The following is a 19,065-nucleotide window of genomic DNA, read 5'->3' as shown; positions in this document are numbered from 1 at the left end:
CTGCATCCGTAGACCTAGGCGAAGGTGTCGGAGGAACTTTCGGTGGCAAGGGAACGTTCTGCGCGGTCGCGGACACTTCCTAGTGTGAGTGAGCACAGCGATGAAGAGGTCTGGGCCCGAGCCGTGGCGGGCGACGGGGATGCCTACGGGATCCTCTTCGACCGTCACCGGGGACGTCTCTACCGCCACGCTCACGCCCTGGCACCAGGCGGGACCGACGCGGACGACGCCGTAGCTGTCTCCTTCTTCGAGGCGTGGCGCCGGCGAGAGGCGATCCGCTTCGTGGACGGCTCGATGCTGCCCTGGCTGCTGCGCACCTGCACCTACGCGATGAACAATCTCGCCCGGGCGTCCAAGCGGTACCAGGCGGCCCTGAGTCGACTACCCACGCCCGAGCCGCACGAGGACCCCGCTGACCTAACCGATGAGGGCGAAGCGACCTCCGCGCTGCGCAACCTCTCCCTCCTCGACCGCCAGGTAGTGACCCTCTGCGTGCTCGAAGACCTCACGGACCAGGAGGCAGCCCACGTGCTGGGCGTCCGGGTCGGAACCGTCAAGTCGCGCCTCTCCCGCGCGAAGAGTCGATTGCGCCAGCAACTCGACATCACTACTGCTCTCTCTGCGAAAGGAATCACCCGTGAAATCTGAACCGGGTCTGTCGGACCGCGACCACGAGCTGCGACGGATGCTCGTTGCAACACCTACCGCCACGCCGGTGCGCGCTCCTCGCAGCCGACGCACCCTCGCCGCCTCCGTCAGTGCATTCGTGGCAGCCGGGATCCTTTCCGGCGCCGTCTCGGCAGCAGCGCTCGAGAGTGATGCACCGGATTCGACCGTGAACATCGCAGAGGTCACCCAGGCACTCACCGAAGGGGATGCCACGTTCTACGGAACGCCTGTTGTCATCAACGGGCAGGGTCGGACCGAAGTGCAGCTGGGCCCGGCGCCGGACCCCTCCGCGAAGATCGCGACCGCCTTCGTCTGCGTCGACCGCGGCCGCTTCGATCTGGAAGTCGACGGGGAAGCCAGGCCGGGGATCAACTGCGACGGCAACCTCCGCAGCATCACGAACGGCGGTGCGTTCCTGCCGGTCTTCGGCGATGGAGAGCACACGGTCACGGTGGTTGCGGACGGACGGGCTCGGTACACCTTCTGGGCATCGTGGATCAAGCCGGCCGACGATCCCGAGCCCTCCGCTGCCCTCACGGAGGCCCTCGCAGACGGTGTCGTGACTGAGAGCGAGTACCGCGACGGATTCGCCCGTTATCGAGCCTGCATGAAAGACGCCGGGTTGAAGCTCTTCCGCGTGGACGAGTCCGGACCGATCATCAGCTACTCGAACCTCACCGACAACATCGACTCGGGAGACGAGAAGCGCTGCTACGACGGAGAGTTCGGCCAGCTCGACGCCGAGTGGCAGGTCGGCATCAACGGGTAGCGCGCCACAACCAGCGGCAGTCCGGCGCCCGCTGCGCGTGATCACGCCGTGACCAAGAAGCGGCCGCCGGCGCCCCGCCAACGGCCCGATGGTCGTCGGCGGGGCGTCCTATCGAACCCATCAACTCTCGTGTCCGATGACCGATGGCCTGCCGGTCGCTCACCAGGCGAGCCGGTGGTCGTCCTCGAAGACCGCGCCGGTCGGGCCGTCGGCGGGCAGGGTGGCCAGGCGGACGGCGACCGCCGCGCCTTCGTCCGGCGTCCTGCTGCCGCGGAAGTCGTTGAAGTCAGTGGCGACGTGTCCCGGGGCCGCGCCGTTGATCTTCAGCGTCGTGGCGGCGAACTCGCGGGCGTAGTGCACGGTCAGCGCGTCGAGGGCGGTCTTCGAGCTGGAGTAGGCCATGGAGGGCTGCCCCACCCAGGCGCCCTCCTCGCCGAGCGAGCCGCGCTTGCTCGTGATGTTCACCACCCGCCCATCCTCCGCCCGGGTGAGGAGCGGCAGGAACGCCGTCATCATCCGCACGACGGCGAAGACATTGACCTCGTACACGCTCCTGATGTCGTCGACTGTCTCCTCGGTCGGCGTCGGCAGGTGATCCATCGGGTGGAAGGTGAGCGTGTTGACGCCGGCATTGTTCACCAGCACGTCGAGACGCCCGAACTCCTGCGCGACGCGCGCCGCGAGGGCATCGACGTGGTCCTGCCGGGTGACGTCGAGAAGGACGGGCCGGACGTCGCCGTCGAGGGTCCCCGCCGCGTCCCGGCCGGCGTCGACGCTCCTCGCTCCGAGCAGGACGGTGAACCCCTGCCGTGCGAGGCCGCGCGCGATGGCCAGGCCGATGCCCTTGTTGCCGCCGGTGACGAGGGCGAGCTTCGTCGCAGAATTTCTGAGTGTTGTCATGTCAACACTCTGCGCTCCGGCCGTTGTCGTGTCAACACCGGCGCCGTAGGCTGGGTGGATGACCGCACCGCTGAGCGAGCAGGAGCAACTTCTCTGGCATGCGTGGAAGATCGCAGCGGACCAGGTCCGGCAGCGCGTCGCCGAGGAGATCAAGACCGGCACGGGTCTCTCCGACCCGGACTTCGGCATCCTGACGCGCCTGGTCGAGCTCGGCGGCGGGGAGCTCCGCCAGAGCGACCTCGCCACCTCGATGCAGTGGCACCGCAGCCGCCTCTCGCACCAACTGACCCGCATGGAGCAGCGCGGTCTGCTCGGTCGTCGGAGCGCGGACGCCGGCGTCCACGTGCAGATCACCGATGAGGGGCGGGATGCCGTCCGCGCTGCCCGGCCGATCCACGCCGCCGCTGTCCGCAGGCACCTCGTCGATCGCACCGACGGCATCGATCGCGCGACCCTGATGCAGGTGCTCGAGCGGCTCGCGCAGGACTCCTCGCCGTCCCGATGAGGAATCCCCTCACGGGACAAGCGCGCCGGCTTGGACTGGGGTGACAAGTTCTCATCGGACTCACTTCGCCCACCGCTCGACTCGACAGACGCGCCGGCCCTGAGCTCGCTGGTCAGAGGTCTCGTCGGGCGGTGAGCGGCTCGGAGCCGAGAACCTCCAGCAAGGCGAGGTTCTCGGCGTCCCGTGAGCCTGCCGGCGCGGTGTAGAGCACGAGATGCTGGTCGCGTTCGGTGATGGCGAGGGAGTCGCAGTCGACGGTGATCGCCCCCACGGGTGTACGGCGGAACGTCTTCCGCAGGGGTGGCGGCGTCTGAACGTCGTGCCGTTTCCAGAGCCGTGCGAACTCGGCGCTGCCGGCAAGGAGGTCCTCGATCAGTTCCGCGACGACGGGGTCCGAGGGGTACGTGGCGTGAGCGCTGCGGAGCTGCGTGACGACGCCCTCTTGGAACGCGATCTCGTCCGAGATGCCGTAGATCGCTTCCGGTGGCTGCTCTGCGGCGAGGAAGGTCTTCCTCGCGAGGTTGCGGTCGCGCGGCGGCAGCAACGAGAAGTCCTCCATGAGGGCTGCTGCGAGATCGTTCCACGCGAGCACCTCGAAGGTGGCGGACAGGACGATGCCGGCGGTGTGCGGGAGTCGTTCGAGGAGCGCGAGGACGCTCGGTCGAACGTCGCGACGGTGCAAGCCCGACGGGGTCGGAGCGGTGCCGGCGAGCCGGTGCAGGTGGTCGGACTCCTCGGACGTGAGACGGAGAGCACCAGCGATACCACCCAGGACGACGTCCGAGGGTCGAGGAGCGCGGCCCTGTTCGAGACGGGCGTAGTACTCGGTGGAGATGTGCGCGAGAACGGCGATCTCCTCCCGGCGCAGTCCCGGTGTTCTGCGGCGTGGTCCCGACGGTAATCCGACGTCCTCCGGCCGAAGACGCTCGCGGCGACTTCGGAGGAACGCTGCAAGCTCACCCTTGTCCATGCTCCCCAGTGTGCGCCTGAGCCGGCGATGGATCCTCGTACCGTTTGTGCCTGGATGCGGATTCTTCGGGCGGCGACGGTGTTCGCATGACACACACCAACGAATCCACACCGATCGGCCTGCTGACCGGCAAAGTCATCTTCATCAGCGGAGCCAGCCGTGGCATCGGCGCCGCAGCGGCTCGCCTCTTCGCCGGCGAGGGTGCCGCTGTCGTGCTGGCGGCCCGCAACACGAAAGCGCTCGGCTCGATCGTCGACGAGATCCGCGGTCAGGGCGGCACGGCTGATGCCGTTGCCATGGACCTCGCTGACCGGGCGAGCATCCGCGCCGCCGTGGACCACGTCGAGGAGCTCCACGGACGCCTCGACGGCGCCTTCAACAACGGCGGCGTGAACCAGCAGAACGTCGGTCCCCTCGACACCACTTCCGACGACGACATCGACGAGCAGTTCGCGGTGAACTTCCGTGCTCACTAGGTCGCGATGCTCGCCGAAGCAGCCCTCATGAGGAGATCCGGAGGAGGTGCGATCGTCAACACCTCCAGCATCGGCAGCCGCCGCGCCGTTCCGCCCCTGCCCGCCTACGGGGCGATGAAGCGAGCACTGAACAGCATCACCGAGACCGCGGCCGTGACCTGGGCCGGGGAAGGCATCCGCGTCAATGGGATCACGCCAGGTGGAACCGCAACGGAAATGATGGACGAGTGGGAGAAGAGGACGCCGGGCATCATCGAGGCGAACAACGCAGCCAGCCCCCTCGGCCGCATGGCGACCGCCCTCGAGGTCGCCGAAGTCGCCGGATTTCTCCTGAGCGACCGAGCCTCAGCCGTGACGGGCGCCATCGTGCCCGTCGACGGCGGCGCCGGCGCCTGAGGCAGGGGCCGCTGCCACGGCATCCGGGCTCCAACGCCGTGGCGGCGAACTCCTCGTCAGCGGCGGACAGGACTGGCGCCGGCACAGCTGATCACGACCCCGCTCGTCCGTCACGCCCGAGCGGAGACACCGACACTCGATTCCCGAGGCGCTCAATGCGCGCCGTGGAACCCCTGCCCCGCCGCGGCCGACCATCCTCTAGCGGGACGCTTCGACAGCGACGGCGGGCGCCTGAGCCGGAGCTCCCGCTCGGATCTGCACGAGGGTGAGGTCGAGGAGCGGCGTCGGGACGCTCAGCTCCCGCGCTCGGCGAGCGAGGTCGCCGAGCAGGTGCTCGGCCTCGGTGGGCAGGCCGGCGACGAGGTCGCGGTAGAGCGAGGTCGTGAAGGCGGACCCCTCCTCGGTGAGGATCGCGAGGGACTGCTCGTGCGCCGAGGCGGACACCGGCAGGCCTGCCGCGCCGGCGACGGTCTCCGCCTCCTCGATCGCGTCGAGGATCCACGGGAGGGCCCCCGCCTCGAGGGCCGGGCCGATCGCACTGCGGAAGAGACAGGTGACGACGCCCGCTGCGGCGATGAAGACCCACTTCTCCCACAGCGCGGAGAGCACGTCATCGGACACCCGCAGGTCGATGCCGGGGACGTCGAGCGCCTCGGCCACGTGGGCCGGCATCGGTGCGTCCGTCAGCGAGCCGATCGTGAGCACCGAGAGCCCGGTCATCTGGCGGACCGCGCCGCCGTCGAGAGTCGCGACGATCTTGGCCGAGCCGCCGAGCACTCGCCCGGGGAACTCGGTCTCCAGCAGGTCGATGTGCGCCGTGCCGTTGAGGATCGGCAGCACGAGCGTCTTCGCGTCGACCCAGGCACGGACATCGGCCACGGCGTCCTCCAGCGCCGACGCCTTGACCGTCACGAGCACCAGATCGAAGGCGGGCGCCTCCTCCCCCACGACCAGTGTCGTCACGTCGAGGGTGCGGTCCTCCGAAGGCGAGACGAAGCGGAGTCCGTCTCTCCGCAGCGATTCGGCCCTGCCGGCACGCACCAGGTAGGTGACGTCGCGGCCGGCTTCCTGCAGGCGGCTCCCGAACGCACCACCGGTCGCGCCCGCTCCGATGATGAGAATCCGCACGGCGATGCCCTTCTGTCGCGACCACGAGTCCTCCGAGAGTAGGACGTGGCCGCCACCCCGCTCGACCAGCCGCAGCGTTCACCGGCAGCTCCGCACCCGTGGACAGCGGACCCGGTCACCGGTCAGCGGGCAGGAACGGCCCGCCGTACTCGCGGATGTGCGCGATCCTCCCGTCGCGGAGGGTGAGAACGGAGATGTACCGTCGGCGCTGCGCTCCCGGCATGTCGGCGCGGACGAGGACGCCGACGTACTCGCAGACCAGGACATCGGGTCGATCGGTCGGCAGGACGCTGGTGAAGTCGACCCGCTCGAAGCGCAGGAAGCCCGCGAGACCGGCGACCATGCGCTCGATCGCGGGCCGGCCGACGATCGGCGCGCTGTCGCCGTCGCCGTCGAACGGCACCTCGATCGTCCCGTCCTCGCAGAAGAGGTCGGGGAAGGTCCTGACCTCTGGATCGATCCGCCCTTCGAGGGCAGCCGAGAACGCGACGACCGCCGCGTCGAAACCGCTGGAGTCCGAGGTCATCAGCGGACCCGCGTGCTGCGGCGGAGGGGACAGAGACGATCGGGAGTGGACGGCATGGTCCCTTCCTAGCGTGAGAGCCCTCGGAACGGTGGTGAATCGCCCTCGTGGAGTACCCCGTCGAGTCGGAGCGCTCGCTGTCAAGCATCCGATCCGCTCTTGCCGGGCGTCCGCGATCGCTGTTCTCCGAGTCCGGAAGCTCTCCCGCCGGCCGGACCGCGGACCGGCCCCGCACCCGGGCGCCTCGACGAGGCCGCTGCCACGACCGATCGAGGAGCACCCCATGACCGACCCCGCACCCGAACGCTACTACCGCACCAACGGCATCTGGACCGACCGCCTCGTCCGCCGCGACGGCCGCTGGCTCTTCGCTGAGCGCAGCTACCGATACCTGTGGCTCGACCTCTCCCCGTTCAACGGGGACGTCTTCCCGCTCCAGGGCGACTGACGACGAACGGGCGGAGACACCGTCGGGGCTCCGTGATCCCCTGGCGATGCGCTCGAGGGCGGCGACCTGGTCGGCGGAAGGCCCGCCCGAGACGCGCGCTCAGTGTCCCGTTGAACGATCCCCATACGGGACATCGATCGTGCTTGACAAGAGGATCCGACCGGAAGCGCGCAGCACCCCCGATCGAGCTGCGGCCGACTAAGAGAATGCGCGCACGCCCGTGACGTCAGAGCCCCTTGGATGGCTCAACGCGGCATCTGAAGAGACGCACGGGGCCTCCCCGCCGGACGGATCGGCGGGGAGGCCCTTCTGCACGCGGTCCTCCGGTCAGCAGGCCTTCAGTCGTGCGACGTCGTCGGAGAGTGTGCCGGGTCCTCCGAGGAGGATGACTCTGTCGGCGCCGAGGGCGGTGATGTCGTCGAGGACCTTGCGGGGGACGCAGTCGGGGCGGACCGCGAACAGGGGACTGCTCGTGTAGCCGGCGGCGGTAGCGCCGGCGAGGGCGTCGGGGAAGTTCTCGCCGGTGGCGAAGTAGACGGTCTCGGCCGCTGTGAACGCGGCCCGGTTGAGCTGCTCGGAGGTGTCGTAGCGGTCGGTCCCGCCGATTCTCGTCGAGGGGACGCCGAGTGAGCTGCGGATGCCCTCGCTCACCGAGAGGCTGCTGCCGGCGATGGTGAGCGAGCTCGTGCCCAGGTCGGTCAGGAGCTGCCGGGTCGCGGGTGCAGCCGATGCCTGTCCGCCGTTCACGAGGAGCACGGGGGCGTCGACGGATCCCGCCGCGGCGCTGGCGCCGAGGGCGTCGGGGAACTTCTCACCCGTGGCGATCCAGGCCCTGCTCGCGCCGGAGGGGAACGCGTAGCGGACGATCCTGTCGGCCGTGTCGTAGCGGTCGACGCCTCCGATGCGCTGGATCCCGCCCGAGCCCGCGTAGCCTCGCAGCTCGTTCAGGAGTCCGTCGCCGACGCTGAGCGCGGAGCCCACGACGACGATCTTCGCCGGCCGGAGGCGGCTCAGCTCGTCTCGGACGCTCTGGCTCATGGTGTCGCGGTCGACGAGGAGCAGCGGGCCTCCCTGCGTCGCAGCGGCCGGGGCGGCGGCGAGCGCGTCGGGGAACTTGCCGCCCGTAGCGACGTAAGTGACGGGCACTCCCGGCGCGAAGGTCGCCTTCGATATCTCGACGGCGGTCCCCTGACGATCGCTCCCCGCAAGGCGCGTCACATCGACGTCGGGTGCGGGAGTGTCGGTGCGGGTGACGGTGAGCCGATACGGCAGGCCTGCCGTGACTCCTCCTGTGCGAGCGGAAACGAGGAAGTACACGTTCCCTGCGGGAGCGGCGACGGTCATGGCCCGCAACGTCTCCCCTTCGCAATCCGAACCCTGGAGGTCGGCTGTCGTCAGCCGGTTCCCGGCGTTGTCGTAGGAAGAGACCGAGTAGACCTTCCCCGTCCCGAGGTCGCACGCGAACCGGAAGTCGATGCTCAACCGTGCGGGAGAGGGGAGCTGGAGGCGGAAGTAGTCGCAGTCGGAGCTGTTGCAGTCACCGTCGAAGATGGATCCCTCGATGGTCTGTCCGAGGGTGATGACGTCGGCCGTCGCGGTCGTGCCGTTCTTCTCCGTCTCGACGACGCCCGGAGTGAGGCTCGCGCTGAGGGAGTAGGCCTGACCGGACCAGATGTACCCGCTGCTGAATCCGGCCACGCGGGTCTTCAGCTGGACATAGGACGTGCCCGAGTCTACGTACATCCCGAGGCCTCGCAGTCGGCTTCCGTCGTAGTCGGCTGAAGAGATCGTCTCGGTGTAGATGTAGTCGCCTCGGGCGTCCTGGACCACCAGCTCGAACGACGAGGCGGTGCCCAGGGAGTCCGAGAACCGCAGGTCGAGGACGAGCCGCCCCGCGCTCGGCGCCGCGATCCGGTAGACGTCGCAGTCGTAGAAATTGTTGTCGCAGTCTCCGGACGGCCCGAAGACGGCGGCGACGCCCGTTCCGAGCGCCAGCGGTTGAGCAGTCGCCGTCGACCCGTTCGGCTCAACCTCCAACGCCTCCGCCGCCCGCGCGGGTGGCGCTGCGATCAGCGTCGCGAACAGGAGCAGCAGGACGAGCACTGCGAGCAGTGGACGGGCGAGCGGACGAGGAGCGGCGTAGGACGACATCGGTCGCCTTTCTCGGCAGTGAGGAGTGGTTCCGGACGCCGCGGCCGCATCGAAGGAGCCCGAGGCCGCGTGCCGCTCACTGTAGGCATTCCGCCCCGACCTGTCGATGAGTAGGACTACCCACCCGCACGGGGAGCCACGTCACGGCCGGGGACCGAGGCTGACGCCGCCGAGCCGGAGGAGCGGTGCGGGGGCGTCCGGCCCACGCGCACCGCTCTTCTGCTCAGTCGCGCTCTGCGTGCGGCTCGGACGTGTCCCGGTCGCCGATCGGCTGTCGGACACGCTTGCGTTCCCATGCCCGGTCCCGCGGGTCGCGCAGCCGCCGCGGCTGGGGCTGAGCATCCGAGACCTCTCCGACGCGCAGTTCGCTCTGTTCGAGTCGCTGTTGAAGGCGACCATCGGCACGGCCACCGGCCTCGGCTATGACGAGGTCCAGCAGCACCTCAACGCGGACGACTACCTCGCGGACAACGGGGGCGGCGACGACTGGGCGTTCCCCCCGACCAAGGAAGGCCTCCAGGTCTCCTCGCTCTCCGCCGACCAGAAGTCGCTCGTCCTCGCCGCGATCGCCAGCTACGTCGACGACATCGCCGACGCGGACGCCACCACCATCCTGGCGAACACCGCGGGCGCCCTGCTCGGCACGGTGCTCGCTCCCGTGCTCGTCCTGCTCACCGGGCGGCGCACCGAGCGCGACGCCGAGCAGCCGCGGCCGGTCACCCTGCGCCGCCGGCTGTTCGGGATGCTCTGCGACGCCCTCGTGCTGACCCTGGTGTCGGGAGCGCTGGCGTCGGTGACCGCGCTCGGCCTCGCGCTCCTCGAGCCGGGCGTGCCGCCGGGGCTCGCGCCGCTGGTGCTGGGCGTCCTCGCGTTCGTGGCGCCGGCGCTCCAGCTCGTGCTCGTGCTGCGCACCGGGCGGACGATCGGCGAGGCGGTCGTCCGGCTGACGCCCTCGACGACGCCGGCACTGTGGCAGCGGCTGGTCCGCTGGGCGCTGGGGTCCGGCGGATGGGCGGCCGCGCTCGCCTCGCCACTCCCCGGCTCCGGGAGCGGCGCGACGCTGCTCGTCCTGGCGGCGCTCGTCGGGGTGCTCGCCACCCGGGACCGCCGCGGTTTCGCGAGCGCGGTCGCAAGGCTGCGGGTGATCGACGACCGGGCGGCACCTGCCGAGGACGCTGTGGACGCGATCGACTCCCCCTGACCACAAGGTCCGCACATCTCGCTGGAGTGTTGTTATAGTGAGAAACGCGAAGTCGCACGATACCGCCACGAGCGATCCGCCTCCCTCCGCACCCACCACCTCTCGACTCCTGGAGACACCTCCGTGACCGCCGCACCCATCCGCGCCGCGACTTCCCCGGCGCCCGCCGCCGTGAGCCCGTCGGGATGAGCGGCGGCGACGAGCAGAGGGCGGCCTCCCGGCCCTACGACGCCCGGCGGCGGCGTGAGCGCGGCGACACCGATCGGGCGCAGACCCGGGCGCGGATCCTCGACGCCGCCGCGGGACTGTTCCTCACCCAGGGCTACGCGGGGACGACGATCTCGCAGCTGGCCCGCGCGGCCGGAACCTCCGTGCAGACCATCTACCTCGCGATCGGCGGCAAGGCCGACGTGCTCCGCGCGCTCACGGCGGCGATGACGACCGGGGAGGACTCCGAGGTGGGCGTCACCGACCAGGACTGGGTCGCGGCGGTCGCGGCGGAGTCCGATCCCGAGCGGCAGCTGCGGCAGCTCGCGCACCACTCCGTCGCCCTGGCGCAGCGGGCCGCGCCGCTCTGGAACGTGATGGCCGCCGCCGCGCAAGACGACCCCGCCCTCGGCGAGGACCTGGCCCGGCAGAGCGCCGGCCGTCTCGCCGACCAGCAGGCGTTCGCCCGGCTCGTGCGCGGTCCGCTGCGCGACGACATGACCCCGGAGCAGGCGGGCGACATCCTCTACGCCCTCGCCAGCCCGCAGCTCTGGAACCTGCTCGCCCTCGACCGCGGCTGGAGCGCCGAGCAGCTCGAGCGGTTCCTCGGGGACGCGCTCACCCGCCTGCTCCTCCCGCCGCACGCCGAGAGCCCCGCGAACCACCCCGAAGACCCCGAGCACCACCCCGAACCGACCTGATCGAGGAGCCGTCGTGGCCACCATCCTGCTCTGCAGCACTCCCCTCTACGGTCACCTCGCACCGCTGCTCGCCATCGGCAGGCATCTCGCGGAGCGGGGGCACCACGTCATCGTGCTGACCGGCTCCGCCTTCGAGGAGCGCGTGCACGACGCCGGCCTGCACCACGAGGCGCTGACCGGTCGAGCCGACTTCGACGAGCGCGACGAGGCGAGCTTCCTGCCCGATCTGCACCGGCACCGCGGCCTCGCGCTCTCGCGGTACCAGGTCGAGCAGACCTTCGTGGCGACCCTGCCGGAGCAGCACCGCGCCGTCCGGGCGATCCTCGACCGGGAGCGGATCGACGCGGTCCTGACCGACTCCTTCTTCGCCGGGATCCTGCCGCTGCTCGAGGCGGACCCGGCCTCGCGACCGCCGATCCTCGGCGTCGGCATCGGCCCGCTCGTGCAGGTCAGCCGCGACGTCGCCCCGTTCAACACGGCACTGCCGCCCTCCGCCACGCCGCTCGGGCGGCTGCGGAACCGCGCGCTGAACCTCCTCGTGGCCCGCCTGCTCTTCGCGAAGACCCAGCGGCTCGCGGAGCGGCTGACCCAGGAGTCCGCGGGCGTGCCCCTGCGCACCTTCGTCCTGGACTTCACCGCGGCGTTCGACCGCTTCGTGCAGCTGGGCCCGGCGGAGTTCGAGTACCCCCGCTCGGACCTCAGCGCGAACGTGGTCTTCGCCGGTCCGATCCCGAGCACCCCCTCTCCGGCCGCCCTGCCCGACTGGTGGTCCGACCTCCACGACGGCCGCCCGGTGGTGCACGTCACCCAGGGCACCCTCGACAACCACGACTTCGGGAAGGTCGTCCGCCCCACCCTCGAGGCGCTCGCGCACGAGGACGTGCTCGTCGTCGTCAGCACCGGCCGCGCACCGCTCGCCTCCCTCGGCCCGCTGCCGGCGAACGCCCGCGCCGCGGAGTTCCTGCCCTACGAGCAGCTGCTGCCGCTGACCTCCGTGATGGTCACCAACGGCGGCTTCGGCGGCACCCTGCTCGCCCTCCGCCACGGCGTCCCGCTCGTGGTCGCCGGCGCCGCCGAGGACAAGCCCGAGGTCGCCGCCCGCGTCGCGCACTTCGGCGTCGGCCTCGACCTGCGGACCGGGCGTCCCTCGGCCGAGGCGCTCGGCACGGCGATCCGCGCCGTCCTGCGCGACCCGTCCTACCGCGCCCGAGCGGTCGAGATGGCGGCGTCGATCGCCCGCTGCTCCCCGCTGGCCACGATCGACGACGAGCTGAGCCGCCTCCTGCGGCGGGACCGGAAGGGCTGAGAGCGCTCCCGGGGCGACCGGCCCCCGCCTGACCCCCGAGGGGGAGCACGACCGACGCCGGCGCCTCCCCCGCCGCTAGCGTGGTGCCGTCGGCTCCGCACCGGGCCGGCACGAGGGGGGTACTCGTGGACGATCAGCGGACGGCATCGGCGTGGCGGCGGTTCTGGGAGCGCGGCGGGGGCCGGCGGGCGCTGCTGCTGGCGGCCGTGTTCTACGGCCTCTACGAGCTGATCGGCTACCTCCTCGGCTTCGTGGTCGGCGACACCGGCAGTCCCCTCCGCGGCGAGGAGGGATCCGCGACGGACGTCTTCTTCTCGATCGGGCTGCCGATCCTGCTCGCGAGCGTGCTGCTGGTGCTCTTCGCGCTCTCGCTCGGCTGGCTGCGCGAGCTGTTCGCGCCGCAGCGGATCCGCGGTCGCGGCTGGATGTGGATCGGGGTCGCCGTCGTCCTCGCGATCAACGTGTCCGCCCTGCTCGATCTCGACTACGCCGGCGCGGGCGGCGCGCTCATCGCCTCCTGGCTGCTGACCGGCCTGTTCGTCGGCTTCGCCGAGGAGACGCTCACCCGCGGCTTCGTCGTGAACCTGATGCGCAAGCGCGGCCACGGCGAGATCCGGGTCGCCCTGGTCTCGGCCGGGATCTTCGCGGCCCTGCACATCGGCAACGTCTTCACCAGCGACCAGGGGCTCGCCGTCACCGCGCTCCAGGTCGTCTACACCTTCGGCTTCGGCGTCGTGATGTACCTGGCGCTCCGGGTGACCGGCACGCTGCTCGGGCCGATCCTGCTGCACGCGTCCACCGATCCCACGCTCTTCCTGCACGGCGCGCACCCCGCCGGCACGATCGCCGGGATCCTGCCCGCCCTCAGCACCCTCCTGATCATCGCGACGGGGCTGATCCTGCTGCTCGTCCTCGTCCTCGGCGAGCGCCGTCGGACCCGGGGCGCCGTCTCGGAAGGAGCACTCGCATGACCGCGAGCACCGATCACCGCCCGGTCCCCCGCACGATCCCGGTCGGGATCGCGGCCGCCATCCTCTACGTGCTGATCGCGGCCGGCGTCGGCACGGTGCTCGATCCGCTCGCCGGCGGCGACGAGACACTCGACTTCGTGATCGGGACCTGGCTGCCCGTCGGCGTCCTCATCGTGATCGGCCTGCTGTTCGCGCGGCGCGCGGGCTGGCTGCGCGAGGCGTGGACGGCGCCGTCGCCGTTCACCGAGCGGCGGCGCTGGTGGCTGCTCGCGATCCCGGTCGTCCTCGTCGTGCAGACCGTGCTGCTGCTGCTCGCCGTGCCCTGGGCGGAGCGGGCGCTGCCGATGGTCCTCGTCTACCTGGTCGGCTGCCTGCTGATCGGCGTCGGCGAGGAGCTCTACTTCCGCGGTCTCTTCCGCGTGGCGGTCCGCGGGCACCACGGCGAGCTGGCCGCGCTGCTGATCACCTCGATCACGTTCGGCCTCGCGCACACCGCCGGCTATCTGATCAACGGCGTCCCGCTGCCCGCAACGGCGCTCGCCGTGGCGTTCCTGGCGATGGACGGCGCGATCTTCTACGGCGCCCTCCGCGCGACGGGGACGCTGTGGGTGCCGACCCTGCTGCACGGGCTCGGCGACTTCGCCCGCTTCCTGCAGCAGGGCGGCGACGACCAGTCCACCACTCCGGGCTTCGGCGGCGACGTCGTCGCCGCGCTCGTCGAGTACGTCCTGATCGGCCTCTCGATCGCGCTGGTGGTCAGCGTCGCCCGGAGCGGCCGCCGCGAGCGGAAGGCGAGGAGGGCCGCCGCCGTCCGGGAGTGACGCGGCGTCGGGAGCTCCCGACGGCAGGCGCTCGGCCGCTGTCGTAGGGAACCCGTGAGGTTCCGCCGTCAACCCGTATGGGAACCGTGAGCACCGCCGACCGGCGGGCCGCGGAGGTGTCTAGTGAGTGCTCGTGCCAGCTCTGGCACGTGCCCGCGGATCCGCGGTCACGATCCGCCTCCGGATGGAGTCCTCCCGTGCTCGACCTCGTCTCCGTGATCGGCGTCCTCGCCGTCTTCACCCTCCTCGGCGTCCTCGCCAAGGGGGTCGAGAAGCTGAGCCCCCGGGCCGGCGTCGCCGACCCCCGCGACGCGCGGAAGGGAGGGGACCGGGCGTGATCGTCCTCGACACCCTCGCCGCGGTCCTCGCGATCGCCGCGATCGGCTACCTCGTCGTCGCCCTCGTGAAGCCGGAGCGCTTCTGATGGCCGCCTTCCTCGCGATCCTGCAGGTGGCCTCCGCCGCCCTGATCCTCGTGCTGCTGCACCGCCCGCTGGGCGACTACATGGCGCACCTGTACTCCTCGCCGAAGGACCTCGCCGTCGAGCGCGGCTTCTACCGCCTCATCGGCGTGGACGCCCGCGCCGAGCAGAGCTGGCAGGCCTACCTGCGCGGCGTCCTCGCGTTCTCGCTCGTCAGCGTGCTGATGCTCTACGCGATCCAGCGGGCGCAGGCCGTGCTGCCGTACTCGCTCGGCTTCCCGGCGATCCCGGAGGGGCTCTCGTTCAACACGGCGATCTCGTTCGTGACGAACACGAACTGGCAGTCGTACTCCCCCGACGTGACGATGGGCTACTCCGTCCAGCTGATCGGCCTCGCCGTGCAGAACTTCGTCTCGGCCGCGGTCGGCATCGCCGTCGCCATCGCGCTCGTCCGCGGCTTCGCCCGGCGCGGCAGCGGCACGATCGGCAACTTCTGGGTCGACCTCACCCGCGGCCTCCTCCGGCTGCTCCTGCCCTTGGCCGTGCTGAGCGCGGTCCTGCTCCTGGCCGGCGGCGTGATCCAGAACGTCACCGGCTTCACCGACGTCAGCACGGTCACCGGCGCCACGCAGAGCATCCCGGGCGGCCCGGTCGCCTCGCAGGAGGCGATCAAGATGCTCGGCACCAACGGCGGCGGCTTCTTCAACGCCAACTCGGCGCACCCGTTCGAGAACCCCACCGCCTGGACCAGCCTGCTGCAGGTGGTCCTCATGCTGGCGATCCCGTTCTCCCTCCCCCGCACCTTCGGGCGGATGGTCGGCGACGCGAAGCAGGGCTCCGCGATCCTCGCCGCGATGGCGACGATCTTCCTCGTCTCCCTCACCCCGCTCACGCTCCTGGAGCTCGGCGGGAGCGGCGGCGCACCGCAGGCCGCCGGCGGCGCGATGGAGGGCAAGGAGACCCGGTTCGGGATCACCGGCTCGACGCTCTTCGGCGCCACCAGCACCCTCACCTCCACCGGCGCGGTCAACTCGATGCACGACTCCTACACCGCCCTCGGCGGGATGCTGCCAATGCTGAACATGATGCTCGGCGAGGTCGCCCCCGGCGGCGTCGGCTCCGGCCTCTACGGGATGCTCGTGCTCGCGGTCCTCGCGGTCTTCATCGGCGGGCTGCTCGTCGGCCGGACGCCGGAGTACCTGGGCAAGAAGCTCGGCCCGCTCGAGATCAAGCTCGCGAGCATCTACATCCTGATCACGCCGACCCTGGTGCTCGCCGGCACCGCGCTCAGCTTCGCGATCCCCGCGGTGCGGGCCGACGTCGAGAGCACGTCGATCTGGAACCCCGGCCTGCACGGCCTCTCCGAGGTGCTCTACGCCTTCACCTCCGCGGCCAACAACAACGGCTCGGCCTTCGCCGGGCTGACCGCGAACACGCCGTGGTTCAACGCCGCTCTCGGAGTCGCGATGCTGCTCGGCCGGTTCCTGCCGATCGTGATGGTGCTCGCCCTCGCCGGCTCGCTGGCCCGGCAGGGCGCCGCACCGGCCACCGCGGGCACGCTCCCCACCCACCGGCCGCAGTTCGTCGGCCTCCTCGTGGGCGTCACCGCCATCGTGACCGCCCTCACCTACTTCCCCGTGCTCGCACTCGGACCCCTCGCAGAAGGACTGCAGTCATGACCGCCACTCTCGACCGACCCGCCGCCTCCCCCTCCCCCGAGAAGACCCCGCGGCGCGGCGCCTCCGCGTTCAGCCCCGAGCAGATCCTCGCCGCCGTGCCCGGCGCGCTCCGCAAGCTCGACCCGCGCCTGATGGTGCGGAACCCGGTGATGTTCCTGGTCGAGGTCGGCGCCGCGCTGACCACGGTCCTCGCGATCGCCGAGCCGTTCCTCGGCGGCGCGCAGGAGTCCGGCGGCTCCCCGGTCCCCGGCTCCTTCACCTGGGGCATCGCGCTCTGGCTCTGGGCGACCGTCGTCTTCGCGAATCTCGCCGAGTCGGTCGCCGAGGGCCGCGGCAAGGCGCAGGCCGACAGCCTCCGGCAGACCCGCACCAGCACGATGGCCCGCCGCCTGCTGGAGTACCGCGCCGGCGACGGCGCCGCGGCCCACGGCCAGGTGCGCGAGGTCTCCTCGGCGGACCTGCAGCTCGGCGACCACGTCGTCGTCGAGGCGGGCGACCTGGTCCCCGGCGACGGCGACATCGTCTGGGGCATCGCCTCGGTCGACGAGTCCGCGATCACCGGCGAGTCGGCCCCCGTGGTCCGCGAGTCCGGCGGCGACCGCAGCGCCGTCACCGGCGGCACCCGGGTGCTCTCCGACCGGATCGTGGTGCGGATCACCTCGAAGCCGGGCGAGACCTTCGTCGACCGGATGATCGGCCTGGTCGAGGGCGCCTCGCGCCAGAAGACGCCGAACGAGATCGCGCTGAACATCCTCCTCGCGAGCCTCTCGATCGTCTTCCTCGTCGTCACCCTCACCCTGAATCCGATCGCCTCCTACGCCGCCGCGCCCGTCAGCGTCCCGGTGCTGGTCGCCCTGCTGGTCTGCCTCATCCCGACCACCATCGGCGCCCTGCTCTCCGCGATCGGCATCGCCGGCATGGACCGGCTCGTGCAGCGCAACGTGCTCGCGATGTCCGGCCGCGCGGTCGAGGCCGCCGGCGACGTCACCACGCTGCTGCTCGACAAGACCGGCACCATCACCTACGGCAACCGCCGCGCCACCGAGTTCGTCCCCGTCGGCGCGACCGGCGAGGACGAGCTGATCCGCGCCGCCGCGTCCTCCTCCCTCAGCGACCCGACGCCCGAGGGGAAGTCGATCGTCGACCTCGCCGCCGCCCGCGGGATCCGCGAGGAGCCGCTCGCGAGCGAGGTCCTCTCCGCCGAGATCGTGCCCTTCACCGCGCAGACCCGGATGAGCGGCCTCGACCTCCCCGACGGCGCGATGATCCGCAAGGGCGCCGGCTCGGCCGTCACCGCCTGGCTCGCGGACGGCGGCCCGCTCGCCGCCGCCGCCGAGCTCGAGGCGCAGGTGCACCGCATCTCGGAGAGCGGCGGCACCCCGCTGGTCGTCGCCGTGAAGGACGCGAGCGGCACCGGCAGGATCCTCGGCGTCGTCCACCTCAAGGACGTCGTCAAGGAGGGGCTCAAGGAGCGCTTCGCCGACCTGCGCGCGATGGGCATCCGCACCGTGATGATCACCGGCGACAACCCGCTCACCGCGAAGGCGATCGCCGCCGAGGCCGGCGTCGACGACTACCTCGCCGAGGCCACCCCCGAGCAGAAGCTCGCGTACATCCGCCGGGAGCAGGAGGGCGGCAACCTCGTCGCGATGACCGGCGACGGCACCAACGACGCCCCGGCGCTCGCGCAGGCCGACGTCGGGGTCGCGATGAACACCGGCACGTCGGCGGCGAAGGAGGCCGGCAACATGGTCGACCTCGACTCCGACCCGACCAAGCTGATCGACATCGTCCGGATCGGCAAGCAGCTGCTGATCACCCGCGGAGCGCTCACCACCTTCTCGATCGCCAACGACATCGCGAAGTACTTCGCGATCATCCCCGCGATGTTCACCGGGGTCTTCCCCGGCCTCGCCGTGCTGAACGTGATGCAGCTGCACTCGCCGTCCTCGGCGATCCTCTCGGCGATCGTCTTCAACGCGCTCGTCATCATCGCCCTCATCCCGCTCGCCCTCCGCGGCGTGGCCTACCGCGCGCTCAGCGCCTCGAAGGTCCTCAGCCGCAACCTCCTCGTCTACGGGCTCGGCGGGGTGATCGCGCCGTTCGTCGGCATCAAGCTGATCGACCTCGTCGTCTCCCTCCTCCCCGGCTTCTAGCCGGACCCAGCACTCCCAGCACTCCCAGCACTCCTCAGCAGGAAGCAGACCATCCCATGACCACCCCCCGCACCGGGCTCCGGCAGTACGGAGTCGCCCTCCGCGCCCTCCTCGTGCTCACCGTCGCCCTCGGCGTCCTCTACCCCCTCGCGATCACCGGAATCGGCCAGGTCGCCTTCGCCCGCCAGGCGAACGGCTCCCTGCTCACCGAGAACGGCGAGACCGTCGGCTCGAGCCTCATCGGCCAGTCCTTCACCGACGCCGACGGGAACCCGCTGCCCGAGTGGTTCCAGTCCCGGCCCTCCGCCGCGGGCGACGGCTACGACGCGAGCGCCTCCAGCGGCTCCAACCTCGGCCCCGAGAACGAGGACCTCATCGCCGCGATCCAGGAGCGCCGCGCCGCGATCGCCGCATTCGACGGCGTCGACCCGGCCGCCGTCCCCGCCGACGCCCTCACCGCCTCCGCCTCGGGTCTGGACCCGCAGATCAGCCCCGCCTACGCCGCGATCCAGGTGGCCCGCGTCGCCGCCGCCCGCGGGCTCACCGAGGAGGACGTCCGCGCTCTCGTCGCCGAGCACACCCAGGCACGCGATCTCGGGTTCCTCGGCGACGAGACCGTGAACGTCCTCGAGCTCAACCTCGCCCTCGCGGCGCAGGCGAGCTGAGA

At 71.2% G+C, this 19,065-nt stretch carries 19 protein-coding genes and 1 pseudogene; 15 read left to right on the top strand and 5 right to left on the bottom strand.

Annotation, left to right across the window (positions count from 1 at the left end):
• Positions 1-84 precede the first annotated feature (84 nt).
• Both MT353_RS10135 and MT353_RS10130 read left to right on the top strand, forming a co-directional pair.
• Positions 85-648 carry an RNA polymerase sigma factor gene (locus MT353_RS10135; RefSeq protein WP_243624314.1) on the top strand — a complete coding sequence of 188 codons (564 nt, stop codon included), beginning with the start codon at positions 85-87 and terminating at the stop codon, positions 646-648.
• Complete coding sequence (locus tag MT353_RS10130; protein ID WP_243624313.1) at positions 638-1,438, top strand: hypothetical protein; 801 nt, start codon at positions 638-640, stop codon at positions 1,436-1,438. Before MT353_RS10135 ends, MT353_RS10130 begins: the two co-directional genes overlap by 11 nt.
• Before the next feature lie 159 nt (positions 1,439-1,597).
• On the opposite strand, the gene MT353_RS10125 is transcribed toward MT353_RS10130, so the two are convergent.
• Positions 1,598-2,338, bottom strand: a complete 741-nt coding sequence (locus tag MT353_RS10125) for an SDR family NAD(P)-dependent oxidoreductase (protein WP_243624312.1) — start codon at positions 2,336-2,338, stop codon at positions 1,598-1,600.
• Between the two features lie 58 nt (positions 2,339-2,396).
• Here MT353_RS10125 and MT353_RS10120 point away from each other — a divergent pair, with 58 nt between their 5' ends.
• Positions 2,397-2,843, top strand: coding sequence for a MarR family winged helix-turn-helix transcriptional regulator (locus MT353_RS10120; protein WP_127886769.1), 447 nt, complete (start codon positions 2,397-2,399; stop codon positions 2,841-2,843).
• A 112-nt stretch (positions 2,844-2,955) separates the two neighbouring features.
• Here the strand turns inward: MT353_RS10120 and MT353_RS10115 are convergent, their stop codons facing one another.
• Positions 2,956-3,813, bottom strand: a complete 858-nt coding sequence (locus MT353_RS10115) for a helix-turn-helix transcriptional regulator (RefSeq protein WP_243587000.1) — start codon at positions 3,811-3,813, stop codon at positions 2,956-2,958.
• Positions 3,814-3,899: 86 nt separating this feature from the next.
• Here MT353_RS10115 and MT353_RS10110 point away from each other — a divergent pair.
• A pseudogene (locus MT353_RS10110) lies at positions 3,900-4,685 on the top strand (SDR family NAD(P)-dependent oxidoreductase).
• 198 nt (positions 4,686-4,883) lie between these two features.
• Here MT353_RS10110 and MT353_RS10105 read toward each other — a convergent pair.
• Positions 4,884-5,813 carry a 2-dehydropantoate 2-reductase gene (locus MT353_RS10105; protein WP_243624311.1) on the bottom strand — a complete coding sequence of 310 codons (930 nt, stop codon included), beginning with the start codon at positions 5,811-5,813 and terminating at the stop codon, positions 4,884-4,886.
• A 115-nt stretch (positions 5,814-5,928) separates the two neighbouring features.
• Entirely contained in the window at positions 5,929-6,339 is a 411-nt protein-coding gene (locus MT353_RS10100; RefSeq protein WP_123735699.1) for a nuclear transport factor 2 family protein, read from the bottom strand.
• Positions 6,340-6,619: 280 nt separating this feature from the next.
• Here MT353_RS10100 and MT353_RS10095 point away from each other — a divergent pair, with 280 nt between their 5' ends.
• Complete coding sequence (locus MT353_RS10095; protein WP_243600041.1) at positions 6,620-6,784, top strand: hypothetical protein; 165 nt, start codon at positions 6,620-6,622, stop codon at positions 6,782-6,784.
• A 327-nt stretch (positions 6,785-7,111) separates the two neighbouring features.
• Here MT353_RS10095 and MT353_RS10090 read toward each other — a convergent pair whose 3' ends face one another.
• Positions 7,112-8,935 carry a cell wall-binding repeat-containing protein gene (locus MT353_RS10090; RefSeq protein WP_243616281.1) on the bottom strand — a complete coding sequence of 608 codons (1,824 nt, stop codon included), beginning with the start codon at positions 8,933-8,935 and terminating at the stop codon, positions 7,112-7,114.
• Positions 8,936-9,320: 385 nt separating this feature from the next.
• On the opposite strand from MT353_RS10090, the gene MT353_RS10085 reads away from it, so the two are divergent.
• The 10 genes from MT353_RS10085 to kdpC all read left to right on the top strand — a co-directional run bounded on the left by MT353_RS10085 (position 9,321) and on the right by kdpC (position 19,063).
• The gene (locus MT353_RS10085; RefSeq protein WP_243624310.1) at positions 9,321-10,136 is read left to right on the top strand and encodes an RDD family protein; all 816 of its coding nucleotides are present in this window, start codon (positions 9,321-9,323) and stop codon (positions 10,134-10,136) included.
• A 185-nt stretch (positions 10,137-10,321) separates the two neighbouring features.
• On the top strand, positions 10,322-11,044 hold the full coding sequence (locus MT353_RS10080; protein WP_243624309.1) for a TetR/AcrR family transcriptional regulator: 723 nt from the start codon (positions 10,322-10,324) through the stop codon (positions 11,042-11,044).
• A 13-nt stretch (positions 11,045-11,057) separates the two neighbouring features.
• Complete coding sequence (locus MT353_RS10075; RefSeq protein WP_243624308.1) at positions 11,058-12,350, top strand: glycosyltransferase; 1,293 nt, start codon at positions 11,058-11,060, stop codon at positions 12,348-12,350.
• 125 nt (positions 12,351-12,475) lie between these two features.
• Positions 12,476-13,321: a CPBP family intramembrane glutamic endopeptidase gene (locus MT353_RS21950; RefSeq protein ID WP_243624307.1), complete on the top strand. Its 846-nt coding sequence runs from the start codon at positions 12,476-12,478 to the stop codon at positions 13,319-13,321.
• Positions 13,318-14,142: a CPBP family intramembrane glutamic endopeptidase gene (locus tag MT353_RS10065; protein WP_243624306.1), complete on the top strand. Its 825-nt coding sequence runs from the start codon at positions 13,318-13,320 to the stop codon at positions 14,140-14,142. Before MT353_RS21950 ends, MT353_RS10065 begins: the two co-directional genes overlap by 4 nt.
• A 197-nt stretch (positions 14,143-14,339) precedes the next feature.
• Positions 14,340-14,480, top strand: coding sequence for a hypothetical protein (locus MT353_RS10060; RefSeq protein WP_159422630.1), 141 nt, complete (start codon positions 14,340-14,342; stop codon positions 14,478-14,480).
• Positions 14,477-14,566 carry a potassium-transporting ATPase subunit F gene (locus tag MT353_RS10055; RefSeq protein WP_123446358.1) on the top strand — a complete coding sequence of 30 codons (90 nt, stop codon included), beginning with the start codon at positions 14,477-14,479 and terminating at the stop codon, positions 14,564-14,566. Before MT353_RS10060 ends, MT353_RS10055 begins: the two co-directional genes overlap by 4 nt.
• Positions 14,566-16,242: a potassium-transporting ATPase subunit KdpA gene (kdpA, locus tag MT353_RS10050; protein ID WP_243624305.1), complete on the top strand. Its 1,677-nt coding sequence runs from the start codon at positions 14,566-14,568 to the stop codon at positions 16,240-16,242. The genes MT353_RS10055 and kdpA overlap by 1 nt, the downstream gene beginning before the upstream one ends.
• On the top strand, positions 16,239-18,398 hold the full coding sequence (gene kdpB, locus MT353_RS10045) for a potassium-transporting ATPase subunit KdpB (protein ID WP_243624304.1): 2,160 nt from the start codon (positions 16,239-16,241) through the stop codon (positions 18,396-18,398). The genes kdpA and kdpB overlap by 4 nt, the downstream gene beginning before the upstream one ends.
• Before the next feature lie 56 nt (positions 18,399-18,454).
• Positions 18,455-19,063: a potassium-transporting ATPase subunit KdpC gene (gene kdpC, locus MT353_RS10040; protein ID WP_243616275.1), complete on the top strand. Its 609-nt coding sequence runs from the start codon at positions 18,455-18,457 to the stop codon at positions 19,061-19,063.
• Positions 19,064-19,065 lie beyond the last annotated feature (2 nt).

The sequence above is a fragment of the Rathayibacter sp. VKM Ac-2927 genome (assembly GCF_022815525.1).
In the GTDB taxonomy this organism is placed as follows: Bacteria; Actinomycetota; Actinomycetes; order Actinomycetales; family Microbacteriaceae; genus Rathayibacter; species Rathayibacter festucae.
This window is presented reverse-complemented; position numbering and strand designations above follow the sequence as displayed.